General features: G+C 59.7%; 16 protein-coding genes. 10 read left to right on the forward strand and 6 right to left on the reverse strand.

Translation table 11 applies throughout. The annotated features are described in order from the left end of the window. The first annotated feature begins 141 nt into the window (after positions 1–141). The 4 genes from AC1DU9_RS09765 (at position 142) to AC1DU9_RS09780 (ending at position 3849) form a co-directional block, all read left to right on the forward strand. The gene (locus AC1DU9_RS09765; RefSeq protein ID WP_223463332.1) at positions 142–618 is read left to right on the forward strand and encodes a PaaI family thioesterase; all 477 of its coding nucleotides are present in this window, start codon (positions 142–144) and stop codon (positions 616–618) included. Then, positions 615–1067 (forward strand): PaaI family thioesterase, encoded by a 453-nt coding sequence (locus AC1DU9_RS09770; protein ID WP_223463331.1) that lies wholly within the window; start codon positions 615–617, stop codon positions 1065–1067. The genes AC1DU9_RS09765 and AC1DU9_RS09770 overlap by 4 nt, the downstream gene beginning before the upstream one ends. Positions 1068–1148: 81 nt before the next feature. Then, a complete protein-coding gene (htpG, locus tag AC1DU9_RS09775; protein ID WP_223463330.1) occupies positions 1149–3053 on the forward strand; it encodes a molecular chaperone HtpG in 1905 nt (634 codons plus the stop codon). Between the two features lie 67 nt (positions 3054–3120). Further along, on the forward strand, positions 3121–3849 hold the full coding sequence (locus AC1DU9_RS09780; RefSeq protein ID WP_477810066.1) for a dienelactone hydrolase family protein: 729 nt from the start codon (positions 3121–3123) through the stop codon (positions 3847–3849). Positions 3850–4024: 175 nt separating this feature from the next. Here AC1DU9_RS09780 and AC1DU9_RS09785 read toward each other — a convergent pair whose 3' ends face one another. From AC1DU9_RS09785 to purM, 5 genes are all read right to left on the reverse strand, one after another. Further along, positions 4025–4885: a pirin family protein gene (locus tag AC1DU9_RS09785; RefSeq protein WP_477810067.1), complete on the reverse strand. Its 861-nt coding sequence runs from the start codon at positions 4883–4885 to the stop codon at positions 4025–4027. A 62-nt stretch (positions 4886–4947) separates the two neighbouring features. Continuing rightward, the gene (locus tag AC1DU9_RS09790; protein ID WP_477753349.1) at positions 4948–5364 is read right to left on the reverse strand and encodes an OsmC family protein; all 417 of its coding nucleotides are present in this window, start codon (positions 5362–5364) and stop codon (positions 4948–4950) included. Between the two features lie 142 nt (positions 5365–5506). Next, on the reverse strand, positions 5507–6220 hold the full coding sequence (locus AC1DU9_RS09795; protein ID WP_477810068.1) for a DUF3108 domain-containing protein: 714 nt from the start codon (positions 6218–6220) through the stop codon (positions 5507–5509). An 8-nt stretch (positions 6221–6228) separates the two neighbouring features. Continuing rightward, positions 6229–6879, reverse strand: coding sequence for a phosphoribosylglycinamide formyltransferase (gene purN, locus AC1DU9_RS09800; protein WP_223463325.1), 651 nt, complete (start codon positions 6877–6879; stop codon positions 6229–6231). Continuing rightward, positions 6879–7937 (reverse strand): phosphoribosylformylglycinamidine cyclo-ligase, encoded by a 1059-nt coding sequence (gene purM, locus AC1DU9_RS09805; RefSeq protein ID WP_223463324.1) that lies wholly within the window; start codon positions 7935–7937, stop codon positions 6879–6881. Before purM ends, purN begins: the two co-directional genes overlap by 1 nt. Positions 7938–8323: 386 nt before the next feature. Here purM and AC1DU9_RS09810 point away from each other — a divergent pair, with 386 nt between their 5' ends. From AC1DU9_RS09810 to AC1DU9_RS09835, 6 genes are all read left to right on the forward strand, one after another. Continuing rightward, positions 8324–9376, forward strand: a complete 1053-nt coding sequence (locus AC1DU9_RS09810) for a DUF2066 domain-containing protein (protein ID WP_457266103.1) — start codon at positions 8324–8326, stop codon at positions 9374–9376. Between the two features lie 36 nt (positions 9377–9412). Continuing rightward, positions 9413–10486, forward strand: coding sequence for an AI-2E family transporter (locus AC1DU9_RS09815; protein ID WP_223463322.1), 1074 nt, complete (start codon positions 9413–9415; stop codon positions 10484–10486). Positions 10487–10716: 230 nt separating this feature from the next. After that, positions 10717–11421 carry a DnaA regulatory inactivator Hda gene (gene hda / locus AC1DU9_RS09820; protein ID WP_007898944.1) on the forward strand — a complete coding sequence of 235 codons (705 nt, stop codon included), beginning with the start codon at positions 10717–10719 and terminating at the stop codon, positions 11419–11421. 222 nt (positions 11422–11643) lie between these two features. After that, a complete protein-coding gene (locus AC1DU9_RS09825; protein ID WP_223463321.1) occupies positions 11644–12291 on the forward strand; it encodes a C40 family peptidase in 648 nt (215 codons plus the stop codon). A gap of 166 nt (positions 12292–12457) precedes the next feature. Continuing rightward, positions 12458–12994, forward strand: a complete 537-nt coding sequence (locus AC1DU9_RS09830; protein ID WP_108219036.1) for a C40 family peptidase — start codon at positions 12458–12460, stop codon at positions 12992–12994. An 18-nt stretch (positions 12995–13012) separates the two neighbouring features. Further along, positions 13013–13675, forward strand: coding sequence for a class I SAM-dependent methyltransferase (locus AC1DU9_RS09835; RefSeq protein WP_457266102.1), 663 nt, complete (start codon positions 13013–13015; stop codon positions 13673–13675). A 142-nt stretch (positions 13676–13817) separates the two neighbouring features. On the opposite strand, the gene AC1DU9_RS09840 is transcribed toward AC1DU9_RS09835, so the two are convergent. Beyond that, positions 13818–15131, reverse strand: a complete 1314-nt coding sequence (locus AC1DU9_RS09840; RefSeq protein ID WP_457266101.1) for a PQQ-dependent sugar dehydrogenase — start codon at positions 15129–15131, stop codon at positions 13818–13820. Positions 15132–15156: the final 25 nt, after the last annotated feature.

The raw sequence follows: 15156 nt of genomic DNA on the forward strand, positions 1-15156 counted from the left end.
GAAAAGCATCTACTGGCCTTAAGAACCCAAGTATCAGCGTTAAGTTCCTCAATTCTTTCAGATATATAAGTTTGTTCTAATGCGGAACTTTTACCCGGACCGCCACTGCACTGTACGGATTTAAACAAGAGTTTTTATCAAATGGCTGAAAACCCCGTTTTTGAGCGTGCGACGCGCTTTCTGTCGGCGCTGCGACATTGTCAGGTACTTGGACTAAGCGTTCACAGCGCCAGCAGCGAAGGGCTGACGATTGTGCTGCCGTACAGCCTGCAGATCGTCGGCAATCCTGAAACCGGGGTGATTCATGGCGGGGCGCTGACCTCGCTGATGGACACGGCCTGTGGCATGGCGACGCTCTGCGTACTCCCGGAGTTCGAGGTCTGTCCGACCCTCGACCTGCGCATCGACTACATGCACGCCGCCGAGCCCCATAAGGATGTCTACGGCTTTGCCCAGTGCTATCGGGTCACCACCGACGTGATTTTTGCCCGTGGCTTCGCCTATCAGGACGACCCCGGGCAACCCATTGCCCATGTGGTGGGCACTTTCATGCGCATGGGCAAGGGCATCAAGGGTGCCAAGGGCTTTGGTGGCGTGGTTGCCGGAGGTGCGCAATGAGCGATTCTCTGAAGGACCAATTGCAAAAGGCCCATGAGCAGGGCGATTACGCCTTGCTGCTGGATTTGATTCCCTATGCCCGGCTGATCGGCGTCGAATGTTCACGGGTGGGAGATGAGCTGCTGTTCAAGCTGCCAGCGAACAAGGACAACATTGGTAACCCTTTGTTACCGGCGATTCATGGCGGTGTGATCGCCGGGTTCATGGAGCTGGCCGCGGCGCTGCACCTGTTGGTGCTTACCGGAACGCCCGGCGTGCCGAAGATCATCGACTTCTCCCTGGATTACCTGCGCACCGGGCAGTTTCGCGATACCTGGGCCCGATGCCAGGTTTGCCGTCAGGGCCGCCGGGTCGCCAACGTGGCGATTACCGCCTGGCAAAGCACTGAGGCCGAACCCATTGCCACGGCCCGCGCACATTTCAAACTCGAAGAGCCCTTGAAATCCTGAACAGAGCCCCAAACTCTGAGGACAACCCGCCGTCGAACCTCAAGGTTGCGGCTTAAGCCATCTGATTGGAGTTTGATGACCATGAGTGTGGAAACTCAAAAGGAAACCCTGGGCTTCCAGACCGAGGTGAAGCAACTGCTGCATCTCATGATCCATTCGCTGTATTCCAACAAGGAAATTTTCCTTCGCGAATTGATCTCGAACGCCTCTGACGCTGTCGACAAGTTACGTTTCGAAGCCCTGGCCAAGCCAGAGCTGCTGGAAGGTGGCGCCGAACTTAAAATCCGCGTGAGCTTCGACAAGGACGCTAAAACCGTCACCCTCGAAGACAACGGTATCGGCATGAGCCGCGAAGATGCGATCACCCACCTGGGCACCATCGCCAAGTCCGGCACCGCCGATTTCATGAAGCACCTGACCGGCGACCAGAAGAAAGACTCGCACCTGATCGGCCAGTTCGGTGTCGGTTTCTACTCCGCATTCATCGTCGCCGACAAAGTCGATGTATTCAGTCGTCGTGCCGGCAGCGCTGCCAGCGAAGGCGTGCACTGGTCGTCCAAGGGCGAGGGTGACTTCGAAGTTGCGACCATCGACAAGGCTGAACGCGGCACTCGCATCGTCCTGCACCTGAAATCCGGTGAAGACGAGTTCGCCGATGGCTGGCGCCTGCGCAACATCATCAAGAAGTACTCCGACCACATCGCCTTGCCGATCGAGCTGCCGAAAGAAGTGGCCGCTGCCGAAGGCGAAGAGAAGCCGTCCGTTGAATGGGAGACCGTCAACCGCGCCAGCGCCCTGTGGACCCGTCCGCGTACCGAGATCAAGGACGAGGAGTACCAGGAGTTCTACAAGCACATCGCTCACGATTTCGAAAACCCGTTGAGCTGGAGCCACAACAAGGTCGAAGGCAAGCTGGAATACAGCTCGCTGCTGTACGTGCCGAGCCGCGCTCCGTTCGATCTGTACCAGCGTGAAGCGCCGAAAGGCCTGAAGCTGTACGTGCAGCGTGTGTTCGTCATGGATCAGGCCGAGTCCTTCCTGCCGCTGTACCTGCGCTTCATCAAAGGCGTGGTCGACTCCAACGACCTGTCGCTGAACGTGTCGCGGGAAATCCTGCAGAAAGACCCGATCATCGATTCCATGAAGTCGGCACTGACCAAGCGCGTTCTGGACATGCTGGAAAAACTGGCGAAGAACGAGCCAGAGCAATACAAAGGCTTCTGGAAAAACTTCGGTCAGGTCATGAAAGAAGGCCCGGCAGAAGATTTCGCCAACAAGGAAAAAATCGCCGGCCTGCTGCGTTTCGCATCGACCCATGGCGACGATGGCGAGCAGGTTGTTGGCCTGGCCGAATACCTGGCGCGCGCCAAGGAAGGACAGGACAAGATCTACTACCTGACCGGCGAAACCTACGCGCAGGTCAAAAACAGCCCGCACCTGGAAGTCTTCCGCAAGAAAGGCATCGAAGTGCTGCTGTTGACCGACCGCATCGACGAGTGGCTGATGAGCTACCTCAGCGATTTCGACGGCAAGAGCTTTGTCGACGTGGCGCGCGGTGACCTGGACCTCGGCAACCTGGACTCGGAAGAGGACAAGAAGGCTGCGCAAGAAGTCGCCAAGGCGAAAGAAGGTCTGGTCGAGCGTCTGAAGACCGCCCTGGGCGAGTCCGTTGCGGAAGTTCGGGTGTCCCATCGCCTGACCGACTCGCCGGCGATCCTGGCCATCGGCGAGCAGGACCTGGGCTTGCAGATGCGCCAGATCCTGGAAGCCAGCGGCCAGAAGGTTCCGGATTCGAAGCCGATCTTCGAATTCAACCCGGCTCACCCGCTGATCGAGAAGCTCGACAACGAGCAGAGTGACGAGCGCTTCGGCGACCTGTCGCACATCCTCTTCGATCAGGCGGCCCTGGCAGCCGGCGACAGTTTGAAAGATCCGGCGGCCTATGTGCGCCGTCTGAACAAGCTATTGGTTGAACTGTCGGCTTAACCGTGTTGCAGAAAAACCCGCTTCGGCGGGTTTTTTCATTCTGGTGTTCAACAATCAGGAGTCAGAAATGAGCCAAATCACAGTACGTTCCGTTGCCTACCAGATTGATGGCCAGGCTTACGAAAGCCGTCTGGCCTTCGATGCCGACCATAAAGGCCCGCGCCCGGGTTTGTTGATGGCGCCGAACTGGATGGGCGTCAGCGCCGGTGCCGAGGAGATCGCCAAATCGGTGGCCTCCAAGGGGTATGTGGTGTTGATCGCAGACCTTTACGGTCAATCGGTTCGACCGACGAACAATGACGAGGCCGGCGCGGCCATGATGCCGTTGAAGAATGACCGCCCATTGCTGCGCAAGCGCATGCAGGTGGCGTTCGAGCAGCTGCAGAGTCAGGGTGAAGTGGCTGTCGATACTTCGAAACTGGCCACTTTCGGTTTCTGCTTCGGTGGCTGCTGCGCCTTGGAGCTCGCCCGTACCGGCGCGCCGGTGAAGGCCGCGGTATCGTTCCACGGCACGCTGGACACACCGAATCCGGCCGATGCGAAAAACATCAAGGGTAAGGTCCTGGTGCTGCACGGTGCTTCCGATCCATTGGTGCCGAAAGAGCAATTGCCGGCATTCGAAGATGAAATGAACGCGGCGGGTGTGGACTGGCAGTTGCTGAGCTATGGCGGTGCGTTCCACTCGTTCACCGACCCGCACGCCAAGGTGCCGGGCATGATGATGTATGACGCGAAGGTCGCGGCCCGCGCGTTCACGTCGATGCATAACTTGCTGGATGAAGTGTTCGAGGGCTGACTGCGGTTTTCAGTTAACGCTTGGCCGGTGTAAGTGCCGGCCTCATCGTCGGAGCGCCGCCCGGAGCAAGCTCGCTCCCACAGGGGAATGGTGTCGTACGCAGTTCTTGCAGTCGACTCGGTCAACTGTGGGAGCGAGCTTGCTCGCGATGGCAATTGAATGAACGACGCTAAGCCTAAGGCAGTTCGATCCGCTCGCTTTCCCCCGGCACCGTCGGCCAGTCCCCGGCTGCCCAGCGCCGGCGAGCTTCATCAATTGCAGCCGGATCGCTCGCGACAAAATTCCAGTTGATCCGCCGTGGCCCGTCCAGCGGAGCACCGCCAAACAACACGGCGTGACTGTCGCTTTCAGCAAACAACGTCATCTCTTCCCCGGCAGGCAGTACCACCAGCGAATGCGGCTCCAGCGGCTCGCCATCCAGTTGCACCTCGCCGCTCAGTACATACAGCGCACGTTCTTCATGCTCGGTGGGGATCAGTAATGTCGTCGCCGTTTGCAGGTGCAGTTCCGCGTATAGCGTAGGAGAAAGTACCGGCACTGGTGATTCCAGGCAAAAGCCCGACCCGGCAATCATGCGAATCTTCACTCCCAGGTTTTCGCTGACCGGCAATGTGGACGCCGGATGGTGGCTGTAGTGCCCAGGACCTTGTTCTTTATCCTTGGGCGAAGCCAGCCAGATCTGCAAGCCGTGCATCGTGAAGCCGCTTTCTTTCAGGGCCTCAGGCGTGCGTTCTACGTGGGCGATGGCGCTGCCGGCCGTCATCCAGCTGACATCGCCAGTCCCGACCACTTGATCGGAACCGAGGCTGTCCTTGTGCTGGATTTGTCCCTGGAACAAGTAGGTGAGGGTAGACAGGCCAATGTGCGGATGCTGGCGGATGTTCATGCCTTTGCCCGGTGGATAACGGGTTTCCAGCATGTGGTCGAAAAACACGAATGGCCCGACGCTGCGGCACTTGGCCGATGGCAACGGGCGGAGAATCGGCTGGCCTTCGACATCTTCGGTGCGGGGGCGGATCACGAGCGGAGTGTTCATGGTGCGTTCCAGGCTGAGCGGGTGATGCGTTCGAGCATAACCCGCTTGCGCAACCCTTGCCGCTATTGGCTGAACGCGCCTTCGGACAAATGCGTCTCGATGCTCACTTCAGACGTGGTCATCAGCTTGTGGATCGGGCAGCGATCGGCCACGCGATGCAGTTCTTCGCGCTGGGCGTCGGTGAGTACGCCCTTGAGGGTCAGTTTGACGTGCAGTGCGTATTGGCCTTTCTGTTCCTGACTGTTGTCGCGCTTGACCTCCACGCCGACACCGGTCAGCGGGATGTCCTTCTTCCTGGCATACAGCTTCAGGGTCAGGGCCTTGCAGGCGCCTAGCGCGGCATCGAAATAGTCGTGCGGCTCCGGCGCCGAGCCATCACCGCCAGCCGTGACGGGCACGTCGGCGAAGAGTTCGTGGTCATCGATTTGTACGCTGTGGCGAAAACCTTCGGCGCAGACAGTGTTGACGGTAACAGTCATGGGAAACCTCACAGGTATCAGGAAAACTCATTCGATCAAAAAAGACCTTGAAGGTATAGAGCCATCGCGCTTGTAGGGTGTTCCAATTTTCGAGCCCACAAAAAAGCCCCGCAATGGCGGGGCTTCATGGTGTCGATCCGGATCAGCTGCCTTTTACTGCCTTGCCGTTGACCGTGCCGTCCAGGAGCATGATGTTGTATTCCTTGCCGTCGGTTTCGACTTGCTGCAGGCGAACCAGCAGGTAATCCCAATCCTTGGCGAACCACATCACAGTGATGCGTTTGTTTTGTGTCGGGTCGCGTACACGTTCAACCTTGATCGCATCGATCTTGCCGGCCTTGGTGTCGACCTTTTCAGCGCCCAGCACGCGGAAGTCATAGGTATCGACTTCATTGCCGTCGACCACCTGATAACTCATGCTTTTCTTGCCCGCGGCAACGTCTTGCTGCAAGGCCAATTGGTAGGTGGATTTGTCGAGCATGCCGCGGTTCAGCGCAACCTTGACTGCGTCGCCGCGATCGGTGCCGGTGATCACTTTGGTGTTCCAGTCGAAATCCAGATCCGATTTCTTGGCCTTGCCCAAACCGCCACGTTCAAAGTGGTACGACTCTGGAAGTAGCGTGTCCTTGTCCGGGGTCAGCGTGCTTTCCTCGGACAGGCTGGCGATCATCATCGACGCCTTGAAACTCAGTTTCCATTTGCCGTCGCTGGTTTTTTCGAGGCTGCGCTCGGCAGTGCCACTCATGGGCAACTGTTTCCAGTCGGCGGTGTAGCTGGCGGAGAAGGGTTGAAGGTCTGCCGCCTGGGCGAAGGGCAAGGCGAGCAGAGCGCAAGCGAAGAGCAGGGCGCGACGCATAAAATCTCCTAGTTTCGAATCAAGTGGCCACTGGCCGCGAGTAGCTGTCCATCCAGTAAAGCACCTTGCTCGTCGAGGGCCAGACGGCCTTCGGCAAACCAGCGTACGGCCATCGGGTAGATCAGGTGTTCCTGAACATGGACCCGCTGCGCCAGACTCTGCGGCGAATCCTGTAACTCTACCGGTATTACAGCCTGTACGACCAGTGGTCCACCATCGAGTTCCTCAGTGACGAAGTGCACGGAGCAGCCGTGCTCGGTGTCGCCGGCCTCCAGTGCGCGCTGATGAGTGTGTAACCCTTTGTATTTGGGTAGCAGCGAAGGATGGATATTGAGCAGGCGACCCTGATAGTGGCGTACGAAGCCAGCGCTGAGAATGCGCATGAATCCGGCCAGTACCACGAGTTCGGGATTGAAGGCGTCGATCAGTTCGATCAGCGCGGCGTCGAAGGCCTCGCGACCTTCGAAAGCCTTGTGATCCAGGGTGCGGGTGTCAATACCCGCGTCCCTGGCGCGTTGCAGGCCGTAGGCGTCGGCGCGGTTGGAAATCACCGCAGCGATGCGGACCGGGCTGTCGCCGGTCCGCGTGCTGTCGATCAAGGCCTGCAAGTTACTGCCGGTGCCGGACAACAACACCACCACATCACAGGTTTTAGGCATTAGTGCGCCTTAAGGTTCTTCAGTTCGACCTGAGCCGCGCCTTCGGCAGCGGTGGCGATCTGGCCGATGACCCAAGGCTGCTCGCCCGCTTCGCGCAGAACGTTCAGGGCGGCCTCAACGTGCTCCTGGCCAACGCAGATAACCATGCCCACGCCGCAGTTCAGCACGCGGTGCATTTCGTTCTCGTCAACGTTGCCTTTCTCTTGCAGCCAGTCGAACACTGCCGGGCGGTTCCAGCTGGCCACGTCAACCACGGCTTGCGCGCCTTTTGGCAGAACGCGCGGAATGTTGTCCAGCAGGCCGCCACCGGTGATGTGGGCCATGGCTTTGACAGCGCCGGTTTCCTTGATCAGCTTGAGCAGCGGCTTCACGTAGATACGGGTCGGGGCCATCAGCAGGTCGGTCAGCGGCTTGCCGTCGAGCTGGATGTTCTCGATGTCGGCGCCGGACACTTCGATGATCTTGCGGATCAGCGAGTAGCCGTTGGAGTGCGGGCCGGAAGACGGCAGGGCGAGCAGGGCATCGCCGGCAGCAACCTTGGAGCCGTCGATGATTTCGGATTTTTCCACGACGCCGACGCAGAAACCGGCCAGGTCGTAGTCTTCGCCTTCGTACATGCCCGGCATTTCAGCAGTTTCGCCGCCGACCAGGGAGCAACCCGACAGTTCGCAGCCAGCGCCGATGCCGGTCACAACCTGGGCGGCGGTGTCGACGTTCAGTTTGCCGGTGGCGTAGTAGTCGAGGAAGAACAGCGGCTCGGCGCCGCACACCACCAGGTCGTTGACGCACATGGCAACCAGGTCGATGCCGATGCTGTCGTGCTTGTTCAGGTTCAGGGCCAGGCGCAGTTTGGTGCCGACGCCGTCAGTACCGGAAACCAGCACCGGCTGCTTGTAGCCGGCCGGGATTTCGCAGAGGGCGCCGAAACCGCCCAGGCCGCCCATGACTTCCGGGCGCGCAGTGCGCTTGGCGACGCTCTTGATGCGTTCGACCAATGCTTCGCCGGCGTCGATGTCTACACCGGCGTCTTTGTAGCTCAGGGAGGGTTGCTTGCTCATGATCCAGGCCTTTAGGGGGGGATTTCTGGGTAACGACCGAGTCCGTCGGGAGCGCCGAAACTGCGTAGGCGAGAACCATGCGCGCTATTCGGACACTACCCGGCTGTTGCCGGTCTGCGAAGGCGCGCGATTTTATCAGGCTTGAGCCGCAGCGGCCATCCTCAGGCCGACAGCAGGGCCATATCCGTTCAAAAAAAACCGTTGATGCACGGTGTCGGTGGCATCCTGCATGGCTGTATAAGGTATTGCGATTAACCGTCTATCGTTATGACAGTGCGAAAACTTACCCAGAACGTGTGAATGTTTTGCGTCGGGCAATGGTCACAGTCTTGCTCGATCGCTTTCATGCGGTCTGTTCCAGCCGCTCTTGTCGTCAGGAATCTTCCATGCGTTTTTGTAAATTCTTGCTTGTGAGTTGTTTGTCAGTGGTCAGCCTGGTCAGTCATGCCGAAACCGTCAAAGGCCTTTACCAGGTGCGCGAGCCGGTGAGTGGCCAATCGCCCGAGGAGCGCGACCAGGCGACCCAACGTGCGTTGGACACATTGGTGTTGCGCCTGACCGGCGACCCCAAGGCCGCTCAAAATCCGGGGCTGGCGGCGATTCGCAAAGACCCGCAACAGATCATCAGCCAATACGGCTTTGATGCCGGGCCGCCGGAAGTCCTGAAAGTCGATTTCGATCCGGGCACCACCGAGCAGGCCTTGCGCCGCGCCGGCCTGGCGATGTGGGGGGCCAATCGGCCGTCGATCCTCGGCTGGTGGTTGAATGATTCCACCGAGGGTACAAGCCTGGTGGGCGACGGTCAGGCCAGCGCGGTGCCGTTGCGTCGGGCTGCTCAACACCGTGGTTTGCCATTGCGCTTGCCATTGGCGGACCTGAACGAACAGATCGTTGCGACCGCGCCGAATCTGGAAGGCGCAGATCCCGCGCCTTTGCTTGCGGCATCGGAACGCTACAACGCCGACGCCTTGCTCACGGTACACGCCAAGGAGGAGGGCGGGCAGTGGCAAGCCAAGTGGCAATTGTGGCTGGGGGATAAAAAAGAGGCAGGCAGCGTGCAAGGCGCCGATCAGGCCTCCGTGGCCGATGCGGTGATGCTGGCGGTCAACGAGCGCCTGGCGCCGCGGTTTGTTGCCAAGGCCGGTGCTTCGAGTGAGCAATTGCTGGAGGTGCAGGGTATGAATCTTGAGCACTACGCCTCCCTTGGGCGCTTGCTGGAGCCATTTGGCGGGCGTGTGCAAAGTGTCGACGGCGACCGGATTGTCTATAGGGTCAATGGCAGCGCCGATCAACTGCGTGCACAACTGTCGCTGGCGAGGCTGCAGGAAGCGCCAGCGGGTCAGGCACCGGCCCCGGCAGCGCCCGCTCAGCCTGCCACCGGCGGCTCGGTGTCTGTCGCAGCGCCGGCCCCGACACCGCAGCTGCGTTTTCGCTGGTAGTTTTTCTTTCTTTATATAGAAGCAATGGAGTGGTTCATGGCCGATACGCGGCGTTGGTTCTGGCTCGGTGGGGTGGTCCTGCTCTGTGCGTTTGTCTGGTTGTTGCATCCGATCCTGACGCCGTTCCTGGTGGCGCTGCTGTTGGCCTACCTGTTCGACCCGCTGGTGGATCGGCTGGAGAAGGCAGGCCTGTCTCGAACCTGGGGTGTCGTGGCGGTGTTTACCCTCTTTACATTGATCTTCACCGCGCTGCTGTTGGTCTTGGTGCCGTTGCTCGCCAGGCAGTTGTTTCGTTTGTATGAGCTGGCCCCGCAGATGCTCGACTGGCTGCAGCACACGGCGTTGCCCTGGGCGCAATCGAAATTCGGCCTGTCGGAAGGTTTTTGGAAGTTCGACAAGCTCAAGGCCGCCATCAGCGAGCATATGAGTCAGACCACTGATATTGTCGGCGTCGTGTTGAGCCATGCTACGGCCTCGGGGCTGGCGTTGATCGGCTGGTTGGCGAACCTGGTGTTGATTCCGGTGGTGAGCTTCTACCTGCTGCGGGATTGGGATCTGATGATGGCCAAGGTCCGCGGCCTGCTGCCCCGTGATCGTGAAGCGCGCGCAGTATCCCTGGCGGGTGAATGCCATGAAGTGCTCGGAGCCTTCGTGCGCGGACAGTTGCTGGTGATGGTGGCCTTGGGTGTGATCTACGCAGCGGGCCTGATGCTGGTCGGGCTGGAACTGGGCTTGTTGATTGGCCTGATTGCCGGTCTGGCGGCGATCGTGCCGTACATGGGTTTTATCATCGGCATTGGCGCGGCGCTGCTTGCGGGGTTGTTCCAGTTCGGTGGTGATCTTTACCCGATGCTCGGCATTGTCGCGGTGTTCATGGTCGGCCAGGCGCTGGAGGGTATGGTGCTGACGCCGTTGCTGGTTGGTGACCGGATTGGCCTGCACCCGGTGGCGGTGATTTTCTCGATTCTGGCCGGTGGTGAGCTGTTTGGCTTTACCGGTGTGCTACTGGCATTGCCGGTCGCGGCGGTGATCATGGTGCTGGTGCGTCATGTGCATGATTTGTATAAGGATTCTGAAATCTACGGGAGTGTCGACGAGCCGGAGTGGTAAGAGGCGTCGATGGGTGATGGCGGGTTGCCTGGGTTCATGGCGGGTCAGCCTGCTTGCATCGCGCGACTGTCACATGCACCGCCAAAGAAACGGTCATAAAACCGGTGCATTAACGCAAACCTTTGATTTTGCTTGTGGTCTGTCGCATTGTGCGGCCCGGCTCACGGGTATAAACTTCGCAAACTTTACACAGAGGCCACTAACGGTTCCTTTGGAACTGTTCAGTCAGGATGAAACCGATTCAGCTGCCCCTAGGTGTGCGTCTGCGTGACGACGCCACCTTTATCAATTACTACCCAGGCGCCAATGCCGCTGCACTCGGCTATGTCGAGCGGCTGTGCGAAGCCGACGCCGGCTGGACCGAGAGCCTGATATACCTTTGGGGCAAGGATGGGGTAGGGCGTACGCATCTGTTGCAGGCCGCCTGCCTGCGCTTCGAGCAATTGGGGGAGCCTGCGGTCTATCTGCCGCTGGCCGAGCTGCTCGATCGCGGTATTGAAATTCTCGACAACCTTGAACAGTACGAACTGGTCTGTCTCGATGACCTGCAGGCGGTTGCCGGCAAGGCGGACTGGGAAGAGGCGCTGTTTCATCTGTTCAATCGCTTGCGCGACAGCGGCCGACGCTTGCTGATTGCCGCGTCGACATCCCCCCGTGAGTTGCCGGTGAAGCTGGCGGATCTCAAGTCGCGCCTGACCCTGGCCTTGATCTTCCAGATGCGCCCGCTGTCCGATGAGGACAAATTGCGCGCCCTGCAATTGCGCGCATCTCGTCGCGGACTACACCTGACCGACGAAGTCGGGCATTTCATTTTGACTCGCGGTACCCGCAGCATGAGTGCGCTGTTCGAGCTGCTCGAGCGTCTCGATCAGGCCTCCCTCCAGGCTCAGCGCAAGCTGACAATCCCGTTTTTGAAAGAAACCCTCGGCTGGTAAACCCGCTGAATCCGGGGCTTTTAGCCAGTTCGGCGAATTTCGGGCGCCAGAAACCCCGCTTTCCTGCCCGGTTGCGGGCTGCGTGTAGGTTTAAAATGGGCTTAAGCGCTTAGAAGTAAACGAGAAACGGAAAAGTCACAAAAAGATCGATTGAATTTGCAAATGAGGATGATAGCGGGCATAGTCTCGGCTTCTTTACAACTATCAGCCACGGTCGTGCCCATGCTAAAGCGCTTCGCACCCCTCGTGCCTCTCGCACTCGTCACCCTGTTGTTCGGTTGCGCTGCCCACACTCCGGTGTCCCAGCAAGAGCAACAACAACAGCTCAAGAATTCTGCAACTGCCCAGTCTTCCGCTCTTTATCAGGAAGTTTTTTACCAGGAAGAAAAGGCAACCGAAAAAGAACTGGCCGACTTCGCTGGCGGCAAGTCCTACCAGCTTCCGGTCCTGGCCGACAGCATCCTCGAACGTGGCATGTCCCTGATCGGTACCCGTTACCGTTTCGGCGGTACTTCTGAAGCCGGCTTCGATTGCAGCGGTTTCATCGGTTACCTGTTTCGCGAAGAGGCGGGCATGAACCTGCCACGCTCCACCCGCGAAATGATCAACGTGGACGCTCCGCTGGTCTCGCGCAGCAAGCTTGAGCCGGGCGACCTGCTGTTCTTCGCAACCAATGGCCGTCGCGGTCGTGTCAGTCACGCCGGGATCTACCTGGGTGACAACCAGTTCATCCACTCCAGCAGCCGCCGCAGCGGTGGTGTGCGGATCGATAGCCTGGGCGACAGTTACTGGAACAAGAGCTTCATCGAAGCCAAGCGCGCCCTGGCGATGGCACCTAACGCGTCGCCAATCGTCACTGCACGTAAGTAAGCGGACAGTTTGTAAGGCGAACTTAAAGTCTTACTTGAAGTTTGCCATATAACCGCTAGAATCCTGATCTATGAATGATGGCAAACCGCCTGCGTCCCGCGCAGGCGGTTTTCTTTTCTGCACTCCCGGCAGAAAAAAGCCGCAGCCAGATCAGGATGCTCTGCTTATGACGACGTCGGCCCGCCTCGCAATCATGTTTTTCGCAGCGCTGCTCAGTGCCTGCGCCAGCCGCACACCGCCACCAGCGCAGGTGGTTCGCGCTCCCATCGTATTCGGATCCCCGCAAGCTTTTTCGCCCGAGGCGGAAGACGTGCTGTTTCGCGCGCTCGGCCTGGTGGGCACGCCTTATCGTTGGGGTGGTAATACGCCGGATTCCGGATTTGATTGCAGCGGCCTGATCGGTTATGTGTACCGCGATGTCGCCGGTATTTCCTTGCCGCGCACCACTCGCGAAATGATCTCCATGCAAGCGGCGAATGTGGGCAAGGAAGGCCTGCAAACCGGTGACCTGATTTTCTTCGCCACCAATGGCGGTTCCCAGGTCAGTCATGCCGGCATCTACGTGGGAGAAGGGCGCTTCGTCCACGCACCGGCCACCGGCGGCACCGTGAAGCTCGACAGTCTGTCCAAGGCCTATTGGCAAAAAGCGTATCTGAGCGCCAAGCGTGTTCTGCAGCCTGAACATCTGGCGCGCAACCCGTAATGTCCGGAGCTGCTGATCATGACTGCTCGCACGCTTAATCTCGACGACGCCCTGTACCAATACCTGCTCGATGTCTCCCTGCGCGAAACGCCACTGCTCAAGCGCTTGCGCGATGAGACCCAGGCGCTGCCGATGGCACGTTGGCAGGTGGCGCCGGAGCAGGGGCAGTTTCTCGCTTTGCTGGTGAAACTGACGGGGGCCAGGCGCTTGCTCGAGGTCGGCACTTTCACCGGTTACAGCGCCCTGTGCATGGCGTCGGCATTACCGGCTGACGGCTCGCTGATTTGCTGTGATATCCCCGGTGACTACAACGCCATCGCACGACGGTACTGGCAGGAAGCGGGGCTCACCGGACGGATTGACCTGCGCCTGGCCCCGGCGCTGGAGACCCTCGCCGAGCTTGAGCGACAAGGGCAGGGCGGGCAGTACGACCTGGTGTTCATCGATGCCGACAAGGCCAACTACCCGAGTTATCTGGAACACGCCCTGGGATTGCTGCGGGTCGGCGGGCTGGCGGTGTTCGATAACACCTTGTGGAGCGGGCGCGTGCTTGAGGCCAACCCCGAGAGCGCGGACACCCGGGCGATCCAGGCGCTCAACCGGGCGTTGAAGGATGATGCGCGGGTGGATCTGTCGTTGTTGCCGTTGGGTGATGGGCTAACACTCTGTCGCAAACGTTGAGCTGGACATCCTGTGGGAGCGAGCTTGCTCGCGATGGCGGTAGGTCAGTCAACATCGATGTTGAATGTGCCGGCCTCATCGTCGGATCGCCGCCCGGAGACAAGCTCGCTCCCACAGGGTTCTGTGTTCACCCGGGATGGTGTTACCTGGCAGCCGATACCCGCCACACCTTGTTCCCCACATCATCGGCCACCAACAAGTCACCCTGCCGGTCGATCACCACGCCCACCGGGCGGCCCATGGCTTCTTCCTTGTCGTTGAGGAATCCGGAAAGCACGTCAACCGGTTTTCCTGCAGGTTTGCCCGCACGGAAGGGCACGAAAATCACTTTGTAACCACTGTGGGGCTTGCGGTTCCAGGAGCCGTGCTGACCGATGAATGCCCCTTGGGTGAATGGCGCCGGCAGCTTGCTGTTTTCGGCGAAGGTCAGGCCCAGTGACGCCGTGTGCGGGCCGACGGCGTAGTCCGGGGCAATGGCCTTGGCCACCAGGTCCGGGTTTTGTGGCGCGACGCGAATATCGACATGCTGGCCGTAGTAACTGTACGGCCAGCCATAAAAAGCGCCGTCCTTCACCGAGGTGATGTAGTCCGGTACCAGATCACTGCCAATTTCATCTCGTTCGTTGACCGCGGTCCACAGTGCGCCACTGTGCGGTTCCCAGGCCATGCCGTTGGGGTTGCGCAGGCCGGAGGCGAAGATCCGGTGCTGGCCGGTGGCGCGATCCACTTCCCAGATCGCTGCGCGACCTGATTCCTTGTCCATGCCGTTTTCCGCGACGTTGCTGTTGGAGCCTACGGTGACGTAGAGCTTGCTGCCGTCCTTGCTGGCGATGACGTTTTTGGTCCAGTGGTGGTTCAACGGGCCGCCCGGCAGGTCAATCACCTTGATCGGTGGTGACTGGATCTGCGTCTCGCCACTTTCATAGTGAAAGCGCAGAAGGCGATCAGTATCGGCCACATACAGGTCATTGCCGACCAGCGTCATGCCGAAGGGGGAGTTGAGATTTTGCACAAACACCGTGCGGGTTTCCGCGACGCCATCGTGGTCCTTGTCGCGCAGCAAAGTGATGCGGTTCGCGCTGGGCACGCCGGCCCCGGCGCGCTCCATGACTTTTTTCGCGACCCAGCCGCGAATGCCTTTGCCGTCTTCGGGGTTGGGTGGTGCATTGGTTTCCGCCACCAGCACATCGCCATTGGGCAGCACATAAAGCCAGCGGGGGTGATCCAGGTCTTCGGCAAAAGCGGCCACTTGAGTGCCCGTGGCGGCGACAGGTTTTGCGCCCTGCGGCCAACCGATGGCCGGGGCGATGTTCACGGTCGGAACCAGGGTCTTGTCGGGTTCTGGTAGTCGGGGGGACGGGCCGGTGCCGTCGGAGACTTGCAGGCGAGAGGTCTCGCCACAAGCGGCGAGCCCTGTGCAGAGCGCGACAACGAGAGCGAGCGGGGGCGTGCGCATGCTGGTCTTCCCTACGAATGCCTTG

The organism is Pseudomonas sp. P4_C1 (genome assembly GCF_056402155.1).

Coding starts and splice junctions, on each gene's coding strand:
- AC1DU9_RS09765 (WP_223463332.1), top strand. CDS start 142: ATGGCTGAAAACCCCGTTTTTGAGCGTGCGACGCGCTTTCTGTCGGCG.
- AC1DU9_RS09770 (WP_223463331.1), top strand. CDS start 615: ATGAGCGATTCTCTGAAGGACCAATTGCAAAAGGCCCATGAGCAGGGC.
- htpG (WP_223463330.1), top strand. CDS start 1,149: ATGAGTGTGGAAACTCAAAAGGAAACCCTGGGCTTCCAGACCGAGGTG.
- AC1DU9_RS09780 (WP_477810066.1), top strand. CDS start 3,121: ATGAGCCAAATCACAGTACGTTCCGTTGCCTACCAGATTGATGGCCAG.
- AC1DU9_RS09785 (WP_477810067.1), bottom strand. CDS start 4,885: ATGAACACTCCGCTCGTGATCCGCCCCCGCACCGAAGATGTCGAAGGC.
- AC1DU9_RS09790 (WP_477753349.1), bottom strand. CDS start 5,364: ATGACTGTTACCGTCAACACTGTCTGCGCCGAAGGTTTTCGCCACAGC.
- AC1DU9_RS09795 (WP_477810068.1), bottom strand. CDS start 6,220: ATGCGTCGCGCCCTGCTCTTCGCTTGCGCTCTGCTCGCCTTGCCCTTC.
- purN (WP_223463325.1), bottom strand. CDS start 6,879: ATGCCTAAAACCTGTGATGTGGTGGTGTTGTTGTCCGGCACCGGCAGT.
- purM (WP_223463324.1), bottom strand. CDS start 7,937: ATGAGCAAGCAACCCTCCCTGAGCTACAAAGACGCCGGTGTAGACATC.
- AC1DU9_RS09810 (WP_457266103.1), top strand. CDS start 8,324: ATGCGTTTTTGTAAATTCTTGCTTGTGAGTTGTTTGTCAGTGGTCAGC.
- AC1DU9_RS09815 (WP_223463322.1), top strand. CDS start 9,413: ATGGCCGATACGCGGCGTTGGTTCTGGCTCGGTGGGGTGGTCCTGCTC.
- hda (WP_007898944.1), top strand. CDS start 10,717: ATGAAACCGATTCAGCTGCCCCTAGGTGTGCGTCTGCGTGACGACGCC.
- AC1DU9_RS09825 (WP_223463321.1), top strand. CDS start 11,644: ATGCTAAAGCGCTTCGCACCCCTCGTGCCTCTCGCACTCGTCACCCTG.
- AC1DU9_RS09830 (WP_108219036.1), top strand. CDS start 12,458: ATGACGACGTCGGCCCGCCTCGCAATCATGTTTTTCGCAGCGCTGCTC.
- AC1DU9_RS09835 (WP_457266102.1), top strand. CDS start 13,013: ATGACTGCTCGCACGCTTAATCTCGACGACGCCCTGTACCAATACCTG.
- AC1DU9_RS09840 (WP_457266101.1), bottom strand. CDS start 15,131: ATGCGCACGCCCCCGCTCGCTCTCGTTGTCGCGCTCTGCACAGGGCTC.